Origin of the sequence: Stutzerimonas stutzeri SDM-LAC (assembly GCF_000235745.1) — a bacterium.
GTDB lineage: Bacteria > Pseudomonadota > Gammaproteobacteria > Pseudomonadales > Pseudomonadaceae > Stutzerimonas > Stutzerimonas stutzeri_H.
Genome location: NZ_AGSX01000044.1, coordinates 1 through 15,312 on the forward strand (window position 1 = coordinate 1; position 15,312 = coordinate 15,312).

Annotated in this window: 18 protein-coding genes and 2 pseudogenes; 7 read left to right on the top strand and 13 right to left on the bottom strand. The window is 62.6% G+C overall.

Translation table 11 applies throughout. The annotated features are described in order from the left end of the window. The 4 genes and pseudogenes from PSTU_RS0104920 to PSTU_RS0104940 form a co-directional block, all read right to left on the bottom strand. Positions 1–602 (bottom strand): annotated as a pseudogene (locus PSTU_RS0104920) (molybdopterin-binding protein); the annotation flags it as partial. Further along, complete coding sequence (gene moaB, locus PSTU_RS0104925) at positions 599–1,144, bottom strand: molybdenum cofactor biosynthesis protein B (protein WP_019339935.1); 546 nt, start codon at positions 1,142–1,144, stop codon at positions 599–601. The gene moaB and the pseudogene PSTU_RS0104920, both read right to left, overlap by 4 nt. A gap of 309 nt (positions 1,145–1,453) precedes the next feature. Next, positions 1,454–1,615 (bottom strand): annotated as a pseudogene (locus tag PSTU_RS21195) (GTP 3',8-cyclase MoaA); the annotation flags it as partial. 56 nt (positions 1,616–1,671) lie between these two features. Continuing rightward, positions 1,672–2,211: a DUF4345 domain-containing protein gene (locus tag PSTU_RS0104940; protein WP_019339938.1), complete on the bottom strand. Its 540-nt coding sequence runs from the start codon at positions 2,209–2,211 to the stop codon at positions 1,672–1,674. 173 nt (positions 2,212–2,384) lie between these two features. Here PSTU_RS0104940 and PSTU_RS0104945 point away from each other — a divergent pair, with 173 nt between their 5' ends. Then, positions 2,385–2,819 carry a DUF411 domain-containing protein gene (locus tag PSTU_RS0104945; protein ID WP_019339939.1) on the top strand — a complete coding sequence of 145 codons (435 nt, stop codon included), beginning with the start codon at positions 2,385–2,387 and terminating at the stop codon, positions 2,817–2,819. A gap of 89 nt (positions 2,820–2,908) precedes the next feature. After that, on the top strand, positions 2,909–3,769 hold the full coding sequence (locus PSTU_RS0104950) for a neutral zinc metallopeptidase (protein WP_019339940.1): 861 nt from the start codon (positions 2,909–2,911) through the stop codon (positions 3,767–3,769). A 21-nt stretch (positions 3,770–3,790) separates the two neighbouring features. Here PSTU_RS0104950 and PSTU_RS0104955 read toward each other — a convergent pair whose 3' ends face one another. Next, a complete protein-coding gene (locus PSTU_RS0104955) occupies positions 3,791–4,132 on the bottom strand; it encodes a hypothetical protein (protein WP_019339941.1) in 342 nt (113 codons plus the stop codon). A 109-nt stretch (positions 4,133–4,241) separates the two neighbouring features. Here PSTU_RS0104955 and PSTU_RS0104960 point away from each other — a divergent pair, with 109 nt between their 5' ends. From PSTU_RS0104960 to PSTU_RS0104975, 4 genes are all read left to right on the top strand, one after another. After that, positions 4,242–4,814, top strand: coding sequence for a DUF2796 domain-containing protein (locus PSTU_RS0104960; protein ID WP_019339942.1), 573 nt, complete (start codon positions 4,242–4,244; stop codon positions 4,812–4,814). Between the two features lie 65 nt (positions 4,815–4,879). After that, positions 4,880–5,587: an ABC transporter ATP-binding protein gene (locus tag PSTU_RS0104965; protein WP_019339943.1), complete on the top strand. Its 708-nt coding sequence runs from the start codon at positions 4,880–4,882 to the stop codon at positions 5,585–5,587. A gap of 3 nt (positions 5,588–5,590) precedes the next feature. Beyond that, the gene (locus tag PSTU_RS0104970) at positions 5,591–6,856 is read left to right on the top strand and encodes an ABC transporter permease (protein WP_019339944.1); all 1,266 of its coding nucleotides are present in this window, start codon (positions 5,591–5,593) and stop codon (positions 6,854–6,856) included. Positions 6,857–6,864: 8 nt separating this feature from the next. After that, positions 6,865–7,377, top strand: coding sequence for a DUF3299 domain-containing protein (locus PSTU_RS0104975; protein WP_019339945.1), 513 nt, complete (start codon positions 6,865–6,867; stop codon positions 7,375–7,377). A gap of 313 nt (positions 7,378–7,690) precedes the next feature. Here the strand turns inward: PSTU_RS0104975 and PSTU_RS0104980 are convergent, their stop codons facing one another. Genes PSTU_RS0104980 through PSTU_RS0105005 form a run of 6 tightly spaced genes read right to left on the bottom strand, consistent with a single transcriptional unit; the run spans position 7,691 to position 12,560 of the window. Next, positions 7,691–8,782, bottom strand: coding sequence for a hypothetical protein (locus PSTU_RS0104980; protein ID WP_019339946.1), 1,092 nt, complete (start codon positions 8,780–8,782; stop codon positions 7,691–7,693). A 1-nt stretch (position 8,783) separates the two neighbouring features. Beyond that, entirely contained in the window at positions 8,784–9,485 is a 702-nt protein-coding gene (locus PSTU_RS0104985) for an energy transducer TonB (RefSeq protein WP_019339947.1), read from the bottom strand. Beyond that, the gene (locus tag PSTU_RS0104990; protein WP_019339948.1) at positions 9,485–9,898 is read right to left on the bottom strand and encodes an ExbD/TolR family protein; all 414 of its coding nucleotides are present in this window, start codon (positions 9,896–9,898) and stop codon (positions 9,485–9,487) included. The genes PSTU_RS0104985 and PSTU_RS0104990 overlap by 1 nt, the downstream gene beginning before the upstream one ends. A gap of 10 nt (positions 9,899–9,908) precedes the next feature. After that, positions 9,909–10,454, bottom strand: coding sequence for a MotA/TolQ/ExbB proton channel family protein (locus PSTU_RS0104995; RefSeq protein ID WP_019339949.1), 546 nt, complete (start codon positions 10,452–10,454; stop codon positions 9,909–9,911). Beyond that, entirely contained in the window at positions 10,447–11,793 is a 1,347-nt protein-coding gene (locus PSTU_RS0105000; protein ID WP_019339950.1) for a MotA/TolQ/ExbB proton channel family protein, read from the bottom strand. Before PSTU_RS0105000 ends, PSTU_RS0104995 begins: the two co-directional genes overlap by 8 nt. After that, positions 11,790–12,560 carry a DUF3450 domain-containing protein gene (locus PSTU_RS0105005; RefSeq protein ID WP_019339951.1) on the bottom strand — a complete coding sequence of 257 codons (771 nt, stop codon included), beginning with the start codon at positions 12,558–12,560 and terminating at the stop codon, positions 11,790–11,792. Before PSTU_RS0105005 ends, PSTU_RS0105000 begins: the two co-directional genes overlap by 4 nt. A gap of 198 nt (positions 12,561–12,758) precedes the next feature. Between PSTU_RS0105005 and PSTU_RS0105010 the strand changes: the two genes are divergently transcribed. Beyond that, complete coding sequence (locus tag PSTU_RS0105010) at positions 12,759–13,433, top strand: OmpW/AlkL family protein (protein ID WP_019339952.1); 675 nt, start codon at positions 12,759–12,761, stop codon at positions 13,431–13,433. A 69-nt stretch (positions 13,434–13,502) separates the two neighbouring features. Here PSTU_RS0105010 and PSTU_RS0105015 read toward each other — a convergent pair whose 3' ends face one another. Then, the gene (locus PSTU_RS0105015; protein ID WP_019339953.1) at positions 13,503–14,432 is read right to left on the bottom strand and encodes an NAD-dependent epimerase/dehydratase family protein; all 930 of its coding nucleotides are present in this window, start codon (positions 14,430–14,432) and stop codon (positions 13,503–13,505) included. After that, entirely contained in the window at positions 14,425–15,309 is an 885-nt protein-coding gene (locus tag PSTU_RS0105020; RefSeq protein WP_019339954.1) for a sugar nucleotide-binding protein, read from the bottom strand. The genes PSTU_RS0105015 and PSTU_RS0105020 overlap by 8 nt, the downstream gene beginning before the upstream one ends. Between the last annotated feature and the right edge of the window lie 3 nt (positions 15,310–15,312).

Genomic DNA, 15,312 nt, shown 5'->3' on the forward strand with positions numbered 1-15,312 from the left:
GCCAGCGGCTCGCCGGGGTCGCGCAGTTCATTGCCGCTGGAGAGCAAGCCGATGCGCAACCGCCGGTAGACTGCTACACGGGCCACGCCGAAACTCGCCAGCAATCCGATTTCCTGCGGTCGCAAGCGCTTGCCGGCCTGCAGCACGGGGGTGCCAGCCTGTAGTTCCTCGCCCTGCCGACGCACGTGGGCGCCCTGGGTGACGCCAGGCAGATGCACGCGGGCCGCCTCGATCTGGCAATCCTCCTGCGCCACCACGGTATCGGCACCCGGCGGTAATGGCGCGCCGGTGAAAATGCGCACGGCGTGCCCGGCAGGCAGTTGCTGGTCGGCAGCATCACCGGCGGCGATGCGCCCGGCCAATGGCAGCCAACCGCCGTCGGCTGGCAGGTCGGCCGCGCGCAGGGCGTAGCCGTCCATAGCGCTGTTGTCCCAGGCCGGCACCGGGAACGGTGCGTCGAGCGGTTCGGCCAGCACCCGACCCAGGGCATCGGACAGCGCCACGTGCTCCACCGGCGGCAGCGCTGGCACCCGCGCTAGCAGTTCGGCGATGGCCTCGTCGACCGGCTTCAGGCCACTGGTATCGCAGCCACAGGCGCTCATGAGCGCGGCCCGCAGTATTCGACCGCGGAAGCCTTGAGGTGCGGCACGAAGTTGCAGGGCTTGGTGCGGCTGTCCAGCTGCTCGACGAGGATCTTGTTCCAGGCGGTACGGCAGGCGTTGGTCGAGCCCGGCAGGCAGCAGACCAGCGTGCCGTTGCTCATGCCAGCCAGCGCGCGGGACTGCACGGTGGAGGTGCCGATCTCGCCCAGCGAAACGTAGCGGAACAGTTCGCCAAAGCCGTCGACGTCTTTGTCCAGCAATGGCTGTACCGCCTGGGGAGTGTTGTCACGGGCAGTGAAACCGGTACCGCCGGTCACTAGCACGACCTGCACGTTCTCGCTGGCGATCCAGCTGCAGACGCGGGCGCGGATCTGCCAGATGTCATCCTTGACGATGGCCCGTTCGGCCAGGGTATGGCCGGCGCTCTGCAGGCCGTCGATCAGCGCCTGGCCGGAAGTATCGGAATCGATGTTGCGGGTGTCGCTCACCGTAAGCACCGCGATGCTCAGGGCCTGAAATTCGGTGTTGGACAGATGAGCCATGGCTCGAAACTCCTTTGAATATGTGTGCACAGGCTGCACCCGTGCCGTATGCGAACCCATTCCCCTTTAGAGGTATGCGCGCGCTGAGCGGTGCCGTGAGCATTGCAGGCGATGGCACCAGCGGTTTCGGCGACAAGGCCCGTGCGGCAGCTGGGTCAAACCGCCAATACCGGGCGATGGTAACGAATTAAGTGATCGACTCGTAGCCCACGGGCGTCGCAGTCAACCGCCACTGGAATTCGTGGCGCAACGGCTTGCGCTGCAATGCCGCACGGATGGCATCAAACAACGGCTGATCGCTGGGTGGGTATCGAGCACCTGCTGTAGCTGGCCGGAGCGGGTGATGGCGTGGAATTTGGCGACATCCAAACTATCCAGGCTGATGTTCAACGGCTTGACCCGTTGTGAGCCGTCGGTGGTCATCACCCGTTCGCGCAGACCGCGCAATGCCACGATGCGCTCGCAGAGCCCGCCATGCGGGTTGCTTCGCCAGGCCAACGGAGGCTGACCTGGCGAAGCGGCAGCGGTCAGGCGGCTGGGTCTCCTCGACGGAACGGCTGAGGTGAGGCCTCTGTTGACGCAGGCTCTGCGGCCGGAGGCGTGTCTCCCAGCTTGAATGGCATCGGGGGTTCGTTGACGAGTCGATGGGTGGCCGGTTCAAGGCGCTCAGGCTCTGGCTCCTGGCGCTCGCGGATGGCACGCCAGGCGAGACCAGCGAACACCACAGCCAGCACGCGATAGAGCATCGACGCGAGGTCGAAGCCGACCAGTTCACCGCCATCCAGCCAAAGCGAAACAAGCCTTCCCAGCACCAGCGCCGCCATGGTCATCACCAGCATGATCAAGGCTGGGCGGGCTCGCTCCGGAGCGCGCGCAGCCCAGATCAGGAACAGCGCCAGACCCAGCTGCAGGCCGCCGTAATAGACGCGCATATGGCTGACCGATGCGGTTTCCATCAGCAGCATGCCGTTGAGATTGGCCATCTCGTGTGGCCGCAGCCAGTACGCCAAACTGAGACAGGCCATGACCAGTGCTTGCGCAAGCAGAACGAAACGGGCAAAACGCATCGAAAACTCTCCTGATAGCGGCTCCGTACCACCATGGGTATCCGACCGGATCACCCCGTTTTGGTTCGTTTCACGCTTTGACCGCTACCCCTGTGACATCCGCTCACACCCGCAGGCTTGGGTCCCTGCGAGCATGCAGCTATGCTGCGCGTACCCCCGCCGGAGAGACCTTCATGCGCCGTTTATTGCTTGCCACCGCTCTTTTCGCCAGCCTCGCTCAGGCCGCCGAACCCATCGCCATCGAGGTGCACCGCGACGCGAATTGCGGTTGCTGCAAGGCTTGGATAAAGCATCTGGAAGCCAATGGGTTCGAGGTCGACGACCACGTTGAAACCAACATGGCCGCAGTCAAGACGCGCCTCGGCGTGCCACATAGCCTGGGTTCCTGCCATACCGGTGTGATCGACGGGAAATTCGTCGAAGGTCACGTCCCGGCTGCCGACATCCTCAAGCTGCGCGCACAACCCGACCTGATCGGTGCGGCAGTGCCTGGCATGCCGATGGGCTCACCCGGTATGGAGATGGGCGACCATAAGGATGCGTACAAGGTGATCGCCGTGAACGACGAAGGCGAGCAGTCGGTGCTGGCCGAGTACCCGGCAGACTGACGTAGCGAACGAAACGTCCATCGAGCCGCTGAATTTGCGGGTGCTGAGGCTGGTCTGACCAGAGTAAGAACCGGCGGAAGGACTCAGACATGCGGTGGAAAAAAGCTCGTCGCAGTGACAATGTGGTGGACGCTCGCGGGCGAAGCGGAGGCATCGGTGGCGGACGCCTGAGCCTGGCGGGCGTCGCTATCGTGGTGGTGATCGGCCTGTTGTCTGGCCAGGATCCCATGCAGATCCTCGGCCAGCTGGCCGATCAGTCCGGCTCGGTACCTGCTCAGCAGACCAGCGCGCCGGCCAACGGCGACGATCCGCAGGTTGCGTTCGTCCAGTCGATCCTGGGCGATACCGAGGACACCTGGCGCGCCTTGTTTCAGCAGTCCGGGCAGCAGTACCGTGATCCAACCCTGGTGCTATTTCGTGGTGGCGTGAGCTCAGCCTGTGGTTTCGCCAATTCGGCGGTCGGCCCCTTCTACTGTCCGGGCGACCAGCAGGTGTACCTCGACCTGCAGTTCTTCGACGAGATGGCCGCGCGTTTTTCGGTCGCAGGTGATTTTGCTCAGGCCTACGTGATCGCCCATGAAGTCGGACACCATGTGCAAACACTGCTGGGCGTATCGCAGCAGATGCAAGCTGCCCGTCAGCGCGGCGCGCGCATGGAAGGTGACAACGGCCTTCTGGTTCGTCAGGAATTGCAGGCGGATTGTTTCGCCGGGGTCTGGGCCAACCATGCTCAGCGGCGGCATGACTGGCTTGAAGAAGGGGATCTGGAAGAGGCTTTGAATGCGGCCAACGCCATCGGCGACGACCGCTTGCAACAGCAAAGCCAGGGCCGGGTCGTTCCCGATGCCTTCACCCATGGCACCTCTGCGCAGCGGGTGAAGTGGTTTCGTACGGGGTTCGACAGCGGCGACCCGACACGTTGCGATACGTTTCAGACCCAACGCCTGTGATCCCAAACGCGGTTGCACCGCTCAATCGACCCAGCGGTAGACAGGCGTATCGGCACGGCTATCAATTTTGACCTGCGCGCAATGACGCAAGCGCACCAGCAGGCGCTTGCCCATCTGAGCGCTACCGGCCAGCGCTTGCAATTCTGCCAACAGCTGTGGCCCATCCATACTCTGCGCCGCTCGCAGTAGTTGCTGCGCCTCATGCCAGTGCGGATCTGCCGTCGGCTTGTCGGCCGATGGCGCCGAGACGGTCGCCACCTGAGCGGCGGGTAACTGACGCGCCAGCCGTGCCCAGTCGTGGTCGTCCATTTCAATGCTGAGGTCTACCGGCAGATCGCCAACATGGCCGCGAATTCGAATCATCGCCACTCTCCTGGAAAACGAGATCGCATGCTCCCATGGCCGATTGAGGCTGGCCAGTCGTCGCGCTATTTTGTTATAACGTAACTATCAAACCAAATTGGAGTTCGTCATGCGCTGCTTGTTGCTTGCCCTGCCCTTCGCACTATTACCCGGTTTTGTTCTGGCTGCCGAACACGATCACAACCATGCGCACCAGGACAGTCTGGACGCCCACGAGCATGGCGCTGCGGAGCTGGATGCCGCGCTGGACGGCTCCATACTGGAAATCGAGCTGCGCAGCCCGGCGATGAATCTGGTTGGCTTCGAGCACGCACCGAGCAGCGAAGCGGACAGGCGCAAGGTCGCCAATGCACGCAAACAGCTGGAACAGCCGAACGGACTGTTCGGCCTGCCTGCAGCAGCAGGCTGTGCCCTGGCCGAATCCGAGCTGGAGAGCCCGCTATTCGAAGGCGAAGCGCATGACCATGACGACGCGCACGATAAAGATCATGAAAGCCAACACAGCGAAATTCACGCGCACTACCAGTTTGATTGCGCCACGCCCCAAGCGCTGCAGGCGCTCGATCTACAAGGCCTGTTCAGGGCATTTCCGGGCACCCAGAAAATCCAGGCACAGCTGATCGGCCCGAACGGTCAACAGGGCGTGCAACTCACCGCGGACCAGCCACGCGCAGCCTTCTGATCTGATCCTGTCTGCCGCCTGGCTCGACGCAGTAAACTCCCCGGCTCGCCTGACACGGATCAACCATGACCGCACCGCTGCTTGAACTGCACCAATTGGGTTTTGCCTGGCCGGGCCAGGCGGAGCTGCTCGACATTCCCAGCTTCACGCTGGCACCCAACCAGAGCCTGTTCCTCAAGGGACCGTCGGGCAGCGGCAAGACCACCCTGTTGGGCCTGATTGGCGGCGTGCAGAAAGCGCAGCGCGGAACCGTTCAGCTGCTGGGTACGGATCTCGCGGCGCTTTCGGCCGGTGCGCGGGATCGTTTCCGTGTCGATCACACCGGCTATATCTTCCAGCAGTTCAACCTGCTTCCCTTCCTTTCGGTGGCGGAAAACGTCGGTCTGCCCTGTCATTTTTCCAAGACTCGGGCCGAGCGCGCACGACAGCGACATGGCAGCGTTGCGCAGGCAGCGGCAAGCCTGCTTCAGCATCTCGGCCTACCGAAGAGCCTGCTTGAGCGACGGGCCGAAGCACTGTCGATCGGCCAGCAACAACGCGTCGCCGCGGCACGTGCACTGATCGGTCAGCCGGAACTGGTGATCGCCGACGAACCCACTTCGGCGCTCGACGCCGACAGTCGGGAAGCCTTCCTCCAGCTTTTATTCGCCGAATGCCGCGACGCCGGTTCGAGCCTGTTGTTCGTCAGCCATGACCAGAGCCTGGCACCACTTTTCGACCGTAGCCTTTCATTGGCGGATCTCAACCACGCCACTCGCGCCCAGGAGATTTAGGCCATGTACCTGTTGCGCCTGGCATTGGCAAGCCTGAACAACCGCCGCTTCACTGCCCTGCTCACCGTGTTCGCCATCGCGCTATCGGTATGCCTGCTGCTCGCTGTTGAGCGCGTACGCACCGAGGCCCGTGCCAGCTTCGCCAACACCATCAGCGGCACCGACCTGATCGTCGGCGCCCGCTCCGGTTCGGTGAATCTGCTGTTGTACTCGGTGTTCCGTATCGGCAACGCCACCAACAATATTCGCTGGGAGAGCTTCGAGCACTTCGCCGGGCACCCCCGAGTCAGCTGGGCGATCCCTATTTCCCTGGGTGATTCTCACCGCGGCTATCGCGTGATGGGTACCAGCGGCGCCTATTTCGAGCATTACCGTTACGGCCGCAAGCAGCCGCTGCAGCTGGCACAAGGCCGACCATTCGCCGAAGATCCGTTCGAAGTGGTGCTTGGCGCCGAAGTGGCTGAAGCACTGAAATACAAGCTGGACGACCAATTGGTGCTGGCCCACGGCGTCGCGACGGTCAGCCTGGTCAAGCACGACGACAAACCCTTTCGGGTAGTCGGCATCCTCAAGCGCACCGGCACGCCGGTAGACCGCACCCTGCATATCAATCTGGCCGGCATGGAGGCGCTGCACATCGACTGGCAGAACGGCATGCCGGCTCGCGGCGCCGCGCGGGTCGATGCCCAGCAGGCGCGCCAGCTGGACCTGCAACCGAAGCAGATCACCGCCTTCATGCTGGGCCTCAACAGCAAGATCGCGACCTTCACGCTGCAGCGCGAAATCAATGGCTATCGCGGCGAGCCGCTGCTGGCGATCTTGCCCGGCGTAGCGCTGCAGGAGCTCTGGAGCCTGATGGGTACGGCTGAACAGGCGCTGTTCGTCGTGTCATTGTTTGTCGTGCTGACCGGGTTGATCGGCATGCTCACGGCGATTCTCACCAGCCTCAACGAGCGGCGCCGGGAGATGGCGATCCTGCGTTCGGTGGGCGCCCGGCCCTGGCATATCGCCGGTCTGCTGGTGGTCGAAGCCTTTAGCTTGGCACTCGCGGGCGCGCTGTTCGGGCTCTTGCTGTTGTACATCGCCATTGCGGTGGCACAGGGGCCGCTGCAAAGTCACTACGGCCTGTACCTGCCGTTGGCACTGCCAAGCGCCTATGAGTGGTCATTGCTGGTGGGCATACTGCTGGCTGGACTGCTGATCGGTTGTGTGCCGGCGTGGCGCGCTTACCGGCAGTCACTGGCCGACGGCCTGTCGATCAGATTATGAGGGTTTCCATGTCTCGCCTGCTTTTTGCCACCCTGCTCGCCCTGGCGGCGCCCTTCGCTGCTGCCGAAGTTCGAGAACTGCAATGGTCGGACCTGATCCCAGCGGACGCTCCGCCGCCGCCACCGCCGGTAGCGATCCACGATATGTCGCAATTGGCCGACGCGCTCGCTGCCGAAGCGGGCCCGGCCGCGGCTCAGCAATCGCCCGCCGAGCCGGTCGTCAAAGAATTAGATGGCGTTCAGGTCAAGCTGCCTGGTTATATCGTGCCGCTGGACATGGGCGAGGACGGACGAGTGACCGAGTTCTTGCTGGTGCCCTATTTCGGCGCCTGCATTCACGTACCGCCACCGCCGTCCAACCAGATCGTGCATGCGACCAGCGAGCTCGGTGTGAAAGTGGACGAGCTGTACCAGCCGTTCTGGATCGAAGGCCCGCTGAAAGTCGAACACGCCACCAGCGAGCTGGCCGATGCGGGCTATCGCATGCAAGCGCAGAAGATCTATCTCTACGAGCTTGAGTAACGTTCGCACTGCGACGCCGCTATCGACAGGCTGAACGGCGACAATTGAGCGATACCAATCGATGTCGCCAAGTCCTGCGGGTTCGCAGCAAGCACAGCGCATATTGCCGCCGGTGCACGTCAAGAGCTGAGCCTTGCACATCACAGCGGACGAACCCGCTCATCGGTGAAAGCACTCGCAACTTACAACGCAGAAAAGCGAAACCCTGCATCAGGGCGGGGTTTCTGTTTGCCCCACCACGCTGCGTGCGCAGCGCTCGTTCAGGACATCTCAGCGCTGCCTGAAAGCGCCATCTCAGTTCGCCCCATCACCGTCAGCGAGTGCTGGCGACCTGACGCTGACGCTCGAAGCTCAGCTCGCCTTCGGCCCACTCCCGCCAGGAGCGAACCTTGCGCCGCTCGGCTCCCGCGCGCTCGGCCTGTTTCAGCGCATCAAGGCCGGCCTGCCAGTGGGTTTGTTCCAGCTCCAGCTGAGCGACGTTAAGCCAGAACGTGGCGCTGCCGGATTGGGTCGCCAGATCTCGGTAGATCTGCGCCGCTTCCGCACGCTCGCGCGCCTGCCACCAGAGCATGCCCAGGCGTTCGCGTCGCTTGGTATCGCTGGCTAGCAGCCGCGACTCGAGCATGCCCTGGAGCAGCTTCGCACCTTGCCAGGGCTGGCCCGCGGCGCCGGCAAGCAATACCAGATTGTCCAGTTCGGCTTCGCTGAAGCGCAGACCCTTGGCATGAGCCGCACGCAGGGTTGCGAGCGCCTTGTCCTCATCGCCGGCCATCTGCTGCAAGCCCGCCAATTGCCGCCAGCTCTTGGCTTGATCCGGATGACGGGCGAGCAGCCTGCGCTGCCAGCGCTCGGCCGTCTCGTAACGCTTCAGCTCGGCATTGCCGGCTACCAGAAATTGCAGCCAGGTGTCGGCAGCGCTGGGGTTGGCTTGCACGTAGCGCTCAGCCAGTGGCAATGCCTTGGCATGCTGTCCGAGCCCCTGATAAGCCTGCACCAGCATCTGCAGCACTTCCTCGCTTGCATTGGCGGGTGAGCCCAGCAGGCTGACGACCTTGGCATAGCGGTGTTCGATCAGGTTGAGTTTCGCCAGGTTGAGCCGCTCGTTCGGCAGTATCGCCTCGTCCAGCTTGCCGCTGGCAATCGCCTTGTCGAGCAATTCCAGCGCTTGGTGATTATTGCCTTCAGCCCAGGCCAGATAAGCACGGCTGCGCCATAACAATGCTTCCTCTGCGCTGCCTGGCTTGGCTTTGGCCTGTTTGAGTGCGCGATGCGCAGCGCTGTAATCGCCCTGCGACTGGGCACTCTGGGCACGCTCCAGCGCTTTAAACACCGATGGATCGATGCTCTGCGCGGCGTGAGCCGATACAGCGAACAACAACGAGATCAGTAACAGCAAACGGGGCATGTCAGCGTTCTCCTTGCAGGCGGAAATGCAGGGTTTTAACGGCCTCGCGAGTTACCGCAGAACCGTTTTCGGTGCGCGGCGCGAAACGCCAGCGGGCTGCGGCACGTCGGGCCTCGCGATCGAACACGTTCGGCGGCGAGGCTTCCATCACGCGGATGTTTTCGACTTTACCGGTGGCCGTGATGGTGAATGCGAGCTTGATATGGCCCTCGATGCCGCGCTGGCGCGCCCGATAGGGATACTCGGGACGAACATCGTTGAGCGGCATGACCTCCTGCTCGGGGCCGGACTGCGATGCCATCTGGTCGGCTGAAGGCGCCGGAGGTGCTGCCGGAGCGGATGCGGCCGTCAATCCAGCGAGACTGGGTGCGGGTGCGCTGGCAACCGACACGCCGGTATCGATGTTCGGCAACGGCAGATCCAGTTTCGGCAGATTGGCGCTCGGAGTCGCCATGCTCGGCGTCGGCGGCGTAGGCGTCTGCGGTGTCTTCGGTTGGGGCGGTTGCGGCGCCTGCTGCCGGGAGCGGGTCGCGGTGCTCTCGTTGCGACTGTCCATGCGCACGAAATTGGCGATGGCAACCGGGTCGTCGGTCACCTCGCTGCGCGGCGGGTTGACCATGCTCAGCATCAACGCAAACAGCAGCAGCGCCACCACGCAGGCGGCGATGAAGGACAACCCGACGCGGGTCAGCCCACGCGCCATCACTGCGCTCCCGACGTGGCAGCCAGGGCAACGTCCTGAACCCCGGCCAGACGCGCCTGATCCATCACCTGAACCACCAGCCCGGTTCGGGCATCCTGATCGGCCTGCACCACGACGGCGCCTTCGGGCTGGTCGACGCGCATGCGCTCGACGTGTGCCCTCACGCTGCGAACGTCGACGGCCTGCTTGTCGATCCAGATCTGGCCATCCGCAGTCACCGCAATCAGGATGTTGCCCTTGTCCTGTGCGCTGGCGGTATCGGCCTGAGGCCGCTGAACCTCGACACCGGATTCCTTAATGAAGGAGCTGGTGACGATAAAGAAGATCAGCATGATGAAAACCACGTCGAGCATCGGCGTCAGGTCGATGCCGGTGTCTTCTTCCTGCTGATAGTGGTGACGACGCATACGCATCCGTTAATCCTCAATCGTGACGCAGCTGGTCGGCCAGCCGGTCGAGAGCCTGGCGCGAAATACGTTCGAGACGCGCCAGGCTGAACAGTCCAGTGATGGCCAGCACCATGCCGGCCATGGTCGGCAGAGTCGCCTGCCAGACGCCTGCGGCCATGCCGCGAGGGTTGCCGGTGCCGTTGAGCGCCAGCACATCGAATACCGCGATCATGCCGGTGACGGTGCCAAGTAGCCCGAGCAACGGGTACATCGCAACCATGGTTTTGCTCATCCGCAGCGGGCCGGAAAGCTGTTGCTGCGCCTGGGCGAGCCAGGCACTACGCACCGCACGCTGCCAGCTACCAGGTTCGTTGGGCAACTGCCCCCAGGCCTGGCGACGGGCTTCCACCCAGCGCGGAAATACCCGGCGCATGAACCACAGCCGCTCGAACACCAGCGTCCAATAAAGTACGCACAAGGCGGCCAGCGCCCACATCACCGCGCCACCCGCCGCCATGAAGTCGAGCAGCGCATGGCCACTGTCGACCAGGCGCAGCCATTGGCCGTGCAGATCAGTCACGACGCGGAGTCCCCGACAGATGCAGTGCGATCAGGCCAGCGCTCTGCTGTTCGAGGAGCTGGATCAGCGACTTGCTGCGGCTGGCCAGCAGGCTGTGCAGAAACAACAGGGGAATGGCCACGACCAGACCCAGCACGGTGGTCACCAACGCCTGGGAAATGCCGTCGGCCATCAACCGGGAATCACCACCGCCACTCTGCGTAATCGCCTGGAAAGTCACGATCATGCCGGTCACGGTACCCAGCAGGCCGAGTAACGGCGCGACGGCGCTGAGCAACTTGAGCAGTGGCTGACCGCGCTCGAGAGGCGGCGTCTCCTGCAGGATCGCTTCGTCGAGTTTCAACTCGAGCGTCTCGAGGTCCGAAAGCTGTGGCTTCGGCCCGAGCACGCCGATGATGCGGCCCAGCGGGTTGTCGTCACGCGGTTGATCGAGCTCGCGCGTCTGCCGATTCACTGCGCGCCCGACCCGCGCCAGGTACACCATGCGCCAGATCGCAAGGATCAGACCGATGGCACCCAGGGCGAGAATGACCCAGCCAACCAGACCGCCTTGCTGAACGCGATCCCACAATTGTGGCTGGCGCTGCAACTGAGCCAGCAACGAGCCGCGGCTCGGGTCGACGGGCAATGTGGCCAACGCGTCGCTGCTGTTCATATAGTCATTGACGGTTGCCATGCCTGCCGGCTGACGGATTGGCGTCAGCAGCTCATGAGCGTCGCTGTCGTAACGAAGGAAATTATCGTCGGTGAACGCCGAGAAGTTACCGACCCGCAGGACCGGCTGGGTGCTGCGCTGCCCGTCGACGCCCACTACCGGCAGCTCGACGCGCTCGACCTGGCCACTAGCCGTGAGGTCTTCGAGCAGCGTCATCCAGAAGCTGTCCAGATCCTCGGCCGACGGCAACGTGCGGCTTTCAGCCAATGCCCGCAGGCGCTGCAGGCGCTCCGGATACTGCGCGTTGAGGAGGCTGTCCTGCCATTGCCCAGCGATGTCGCCTGCGCTCTGACGGACCACACCAAACAGTTCACCAAGATGACCGACGCGCTGCGCCAGCAGCTTTTCCTGCTCAGCCAGCTCAGCTTCCTGGCGATCGAATTCAGTTTTCAGGCGTTCGGCTTCGGCTTTCTGTTTTTCAAGCGCGGCATTTGCTCGTGCCAGCAGTTGCGCTTGCTCGCTGCGATTCTGGATGAAGGCCTGCTCACGCGCTTGCATGGCGTCGACCTCCGCCGCGCGCTCGCTGCGAATGCGCTGCAGCAGTTGATCAGGACTCAAGGGCTCGGCAGCCTGAGCCATTGCCGGCAACAAACCGATGAGCAACAACATCAACAAGCGGCTCATTGCGCAGCCTCCTTGGCCAAAGTTTTCACAGGCAGTTCAAGCCAGGCCGGCGCCTGCTGCTGGCGGGCAATCGCAATCGCTTTGGTGATTGGCCGGCGGGCACTGCCGTCAAGCACTTCCCATGCACGGGTTTTAGGATTCCACCACCCGCTCTCGTGTGCGTCCAGGGTCTGGTAATACAGCATGGTCCGCCCCAGGCGCAGGAATTCGACACTGCGGCTGCCGCCTTCGACAGGCAACTCACCGCGCCAGGCTTCCAGGGTGCGGCCGTAGTCGCTCTCGATTTGATAGGCCTCGAGGATGCGGCGGTATTTCTCAGCAAGACTGACGTCGGCGCGCGCCTGCATATCCTGCAGGCTGGCGAGTCGATCGGCGCGCTCGTCGGGGAGGAACGGAAGGTCCGCGGCGATGAATTCCTCAAGCACTTCGATCATCCGCCCCATCTGCGGAGCAACGGCTTCCTGGGTGCGTTCGATGCTGTCCAGCTGGCGCTGAAACCCGTCCAGCTCCTTGCGTTGCGCAGCGGTCAGTTCGACCAGTTGCTCGTTATAGGCCTTCAACGCCTCCGCCTGCTGAACGGCGTTACGGTATTCGGTGAGCATTTGCCGCGTCGCGTCATCGAGTTGCTCGATACGCGCCTGCGAGGCCTTGGCCTCTGCGGCCAGGCGCTGGCTTTCTTCTAGCGCAGCGTCCAGCGGAGCTGCATGGAGCTGCATGCAGCAGGGCAACACGGCGACCGCCAAGAGGCGGGGTATAAGGGCTTGCATTGAGGGGTCCTTGCAGACGAAGGTCAGACCAGAAAAGAGAAACATTATCATCTAGGTCCGCAAAAAAAGGCAACCCGGTCAATACGTCGCAGCCAGGCTAAAGCGCAGCGTTTCGTTGAGCTGGATCAAAATCGAGGGGGCCTTGCGCCCTACCATGGTCACCAATCGCAACACATCATGTCCCGATGGAGTTCCATTATGCGCAAGACCCTGTTTACCGCATCCGTGCTGGCCGTAGCGCTCGCCTCCCCTTTCGCTCAGGCTCATCAGGCCGGTGATGTGATTCTCCGCGCTGGTGCGATTACTGTTGATCCGCGTGAGGATAGCGGCAGCGTATTCACCTCGGTGACTGGCTCGATTGCAGGCAGCAAGGCGACCCTGGACAGCGACACGCAACTGGGCCTGAACTTCGCCTATATGGTTACCGATAAGGTTGGGATCGAGCTGCTAGCCGCAACGCCTTTCGAGCACTCTGTTGGCCTGAGCGGCATGCCGGCGGGCCTCGACGGCGATTTTGCTGACGTTAAGCACCTTCCGCCAACCCTTAGCCTGGTCTACTACCCCATGGACACCCGGTCAGTGTTCCAGCCCTACGTCGGCCTGGGCGTGAATTACACTATTTTCTTCGACGAAGAATTGAACAGCCGCCGTAAAGGCGAGCAATTCAGCAATCTGGAGCTGGACGACTCGTGGGGCCTAGCCGCCCAGGTAGGCATGGATTTCATGCTGACCGATCAACTCATGCTGAACGCCCAGGTTCGCTACATCGATATCGACACCGAGGCAACTGCTGACTCGGCCTTCGGTAAGGTCAAAGTCGACGTAGACGTCGACCCGATGGTTTATATGGTCGGGCTCGGCTATAAGTTCTGACCGACTCGTAAGTCGGATCGCAGTTACGACAAAGGCGCCCCAGGGCGCCTTTTCTTTTCTAGCGTTGCTTTATCGACCGAGCAACTTCGCCAGCCCGTCACGCATGTCGGTTGGTTGATCCGGCAAACGGTAGCGCTGCAGCAACCTTGTATTGTTCGCCCGCGAATGTCGGATGTCGCCGCTGCGTGCGGCCTGATGAGTGACCGGCGGCAACCCACCGAGCACGTCGCCGATCGCACCCAACAACTGGTTCAGGCTGGTGGCGCGATTCAGTCCGACGTTGACCTCACCGGGCTCAGCGATCGGACGCTCCAGCGCCTGCACCAATAGCTCGACAAGATCACCGACATACACGAAATCCCGGGTCTGCTCGCCATCGCCGAAAATCGCAATCGGCAAACCCTTCTGCGCCCTCTCGGTAAAGATGCTGATGACCCCGGAGTAGGGAGACGACGGATCCTGACGCGGCCCATAAATATTGAAGAACCGAAAAACCACGGGTTCCAATCCATGCTGACGACGATAGAAGTCCAGATAGTGTTCGCTGGCCAGCTTATCCGCCGCATATGGCGTCAGTGGCGCTTTCGGCGTGTCTTCGCCGATGGGGGCACCTTCGCCGTTGTTTCCGTAGACCGCGGCGCTGGAGGCAAAAACCACCCGTCGCACGCCTTCAGCGCGCATCGCCTCACAGAGATTCAGTGTCCCCACCAGATTGCTCTGATGCGTGCCAACCGGGTCATCGACCGAGGCCTGTACCGACGCCACAGCGGCAAGGTGCACAACGGCGCGACATCCCTGAACGGCATCGCGCATCGTTTGTGCATCCGCGACGTCGCCAACGACCAGCTCAACGCCCTCATCATCCGGCAAGTTACTGCGCTTGCCAGTCGACAGATTGTCCAGCACCCGGACAGCGTAGCCGCGTACTACAAGTGCATCGACCAAATTGGACCCGATGAACCCAGCTCCCCCAGTAACCAGAACAGGCAGTTCAGCCATGACGGTAATAACGCTCCAATAGGCTCGGCAATCCAGTGCGCCAGGCGCGCGGTTTGATACCGAAGGTGTTGAATATTTTCCTGCACGCCAACACGCCATGCTGCGGCTCGTCTGCTGCATCCGGGCAGGCGGCATGAGCGACGGGGGTAAGGTTGTCAACCGCCAACTGACGGTGGCTGGCCGCCTCGGCCAAAAGCGCCTGACCAACCACCAGCGGGGTTGACGCCTCGTGCCCACCATAATGGTAGGTTCCCCACAATGGCGCCTGACAATCCAATTGCTTCAGCACAGCCAGGATCACCCGCGCCGCATCCTCGACCGGTGTGGGGTTGCCACGACGATCATCGGCGAGGCACAGCTCGTCGTTCTCTTCGAGACGCTGAAGGAACCGGCCAAGCAAGCCGTCCGAACTGTCGTCCAGCAACCAGCCAAAGCGCAACAAAACGTGTCGAGGGCAAAGCGCCCGCACACTCTGCTCCATACGCCAAAGAGCACAGCTGCGCGCGTCGAGCGGGGCTACCTCGTCTCTTTCGCTGTATGAGGTCGTTCGGGCCCCGTCAAATACCCGGTAGCTGGACGGTTGCATCAGTACAAACTGATGATGCTGGCCCAGCTCGGCCAGGCGCTCGACCGCCCGCTCCTGTCTGGTCAGCACGGTTTCATCGACATGTCCGCTCTGGAACCAGTCAAAGTAATAGGCGAGGTTGATGACGATATCCGGGCGGTTATCGTCGAGCAAAGTGGTCAGACTTGGCGCATCCCAGCCCTGACTGGGCGGGCATGGCGCGAGGAAGCCAATGTCTTCCTCGGCGCCCAGGCGGATAAGCGCCTGACCCAGGGCATTACCGCCGCCCAACAGCATCAGGCGCATTCGCATGGA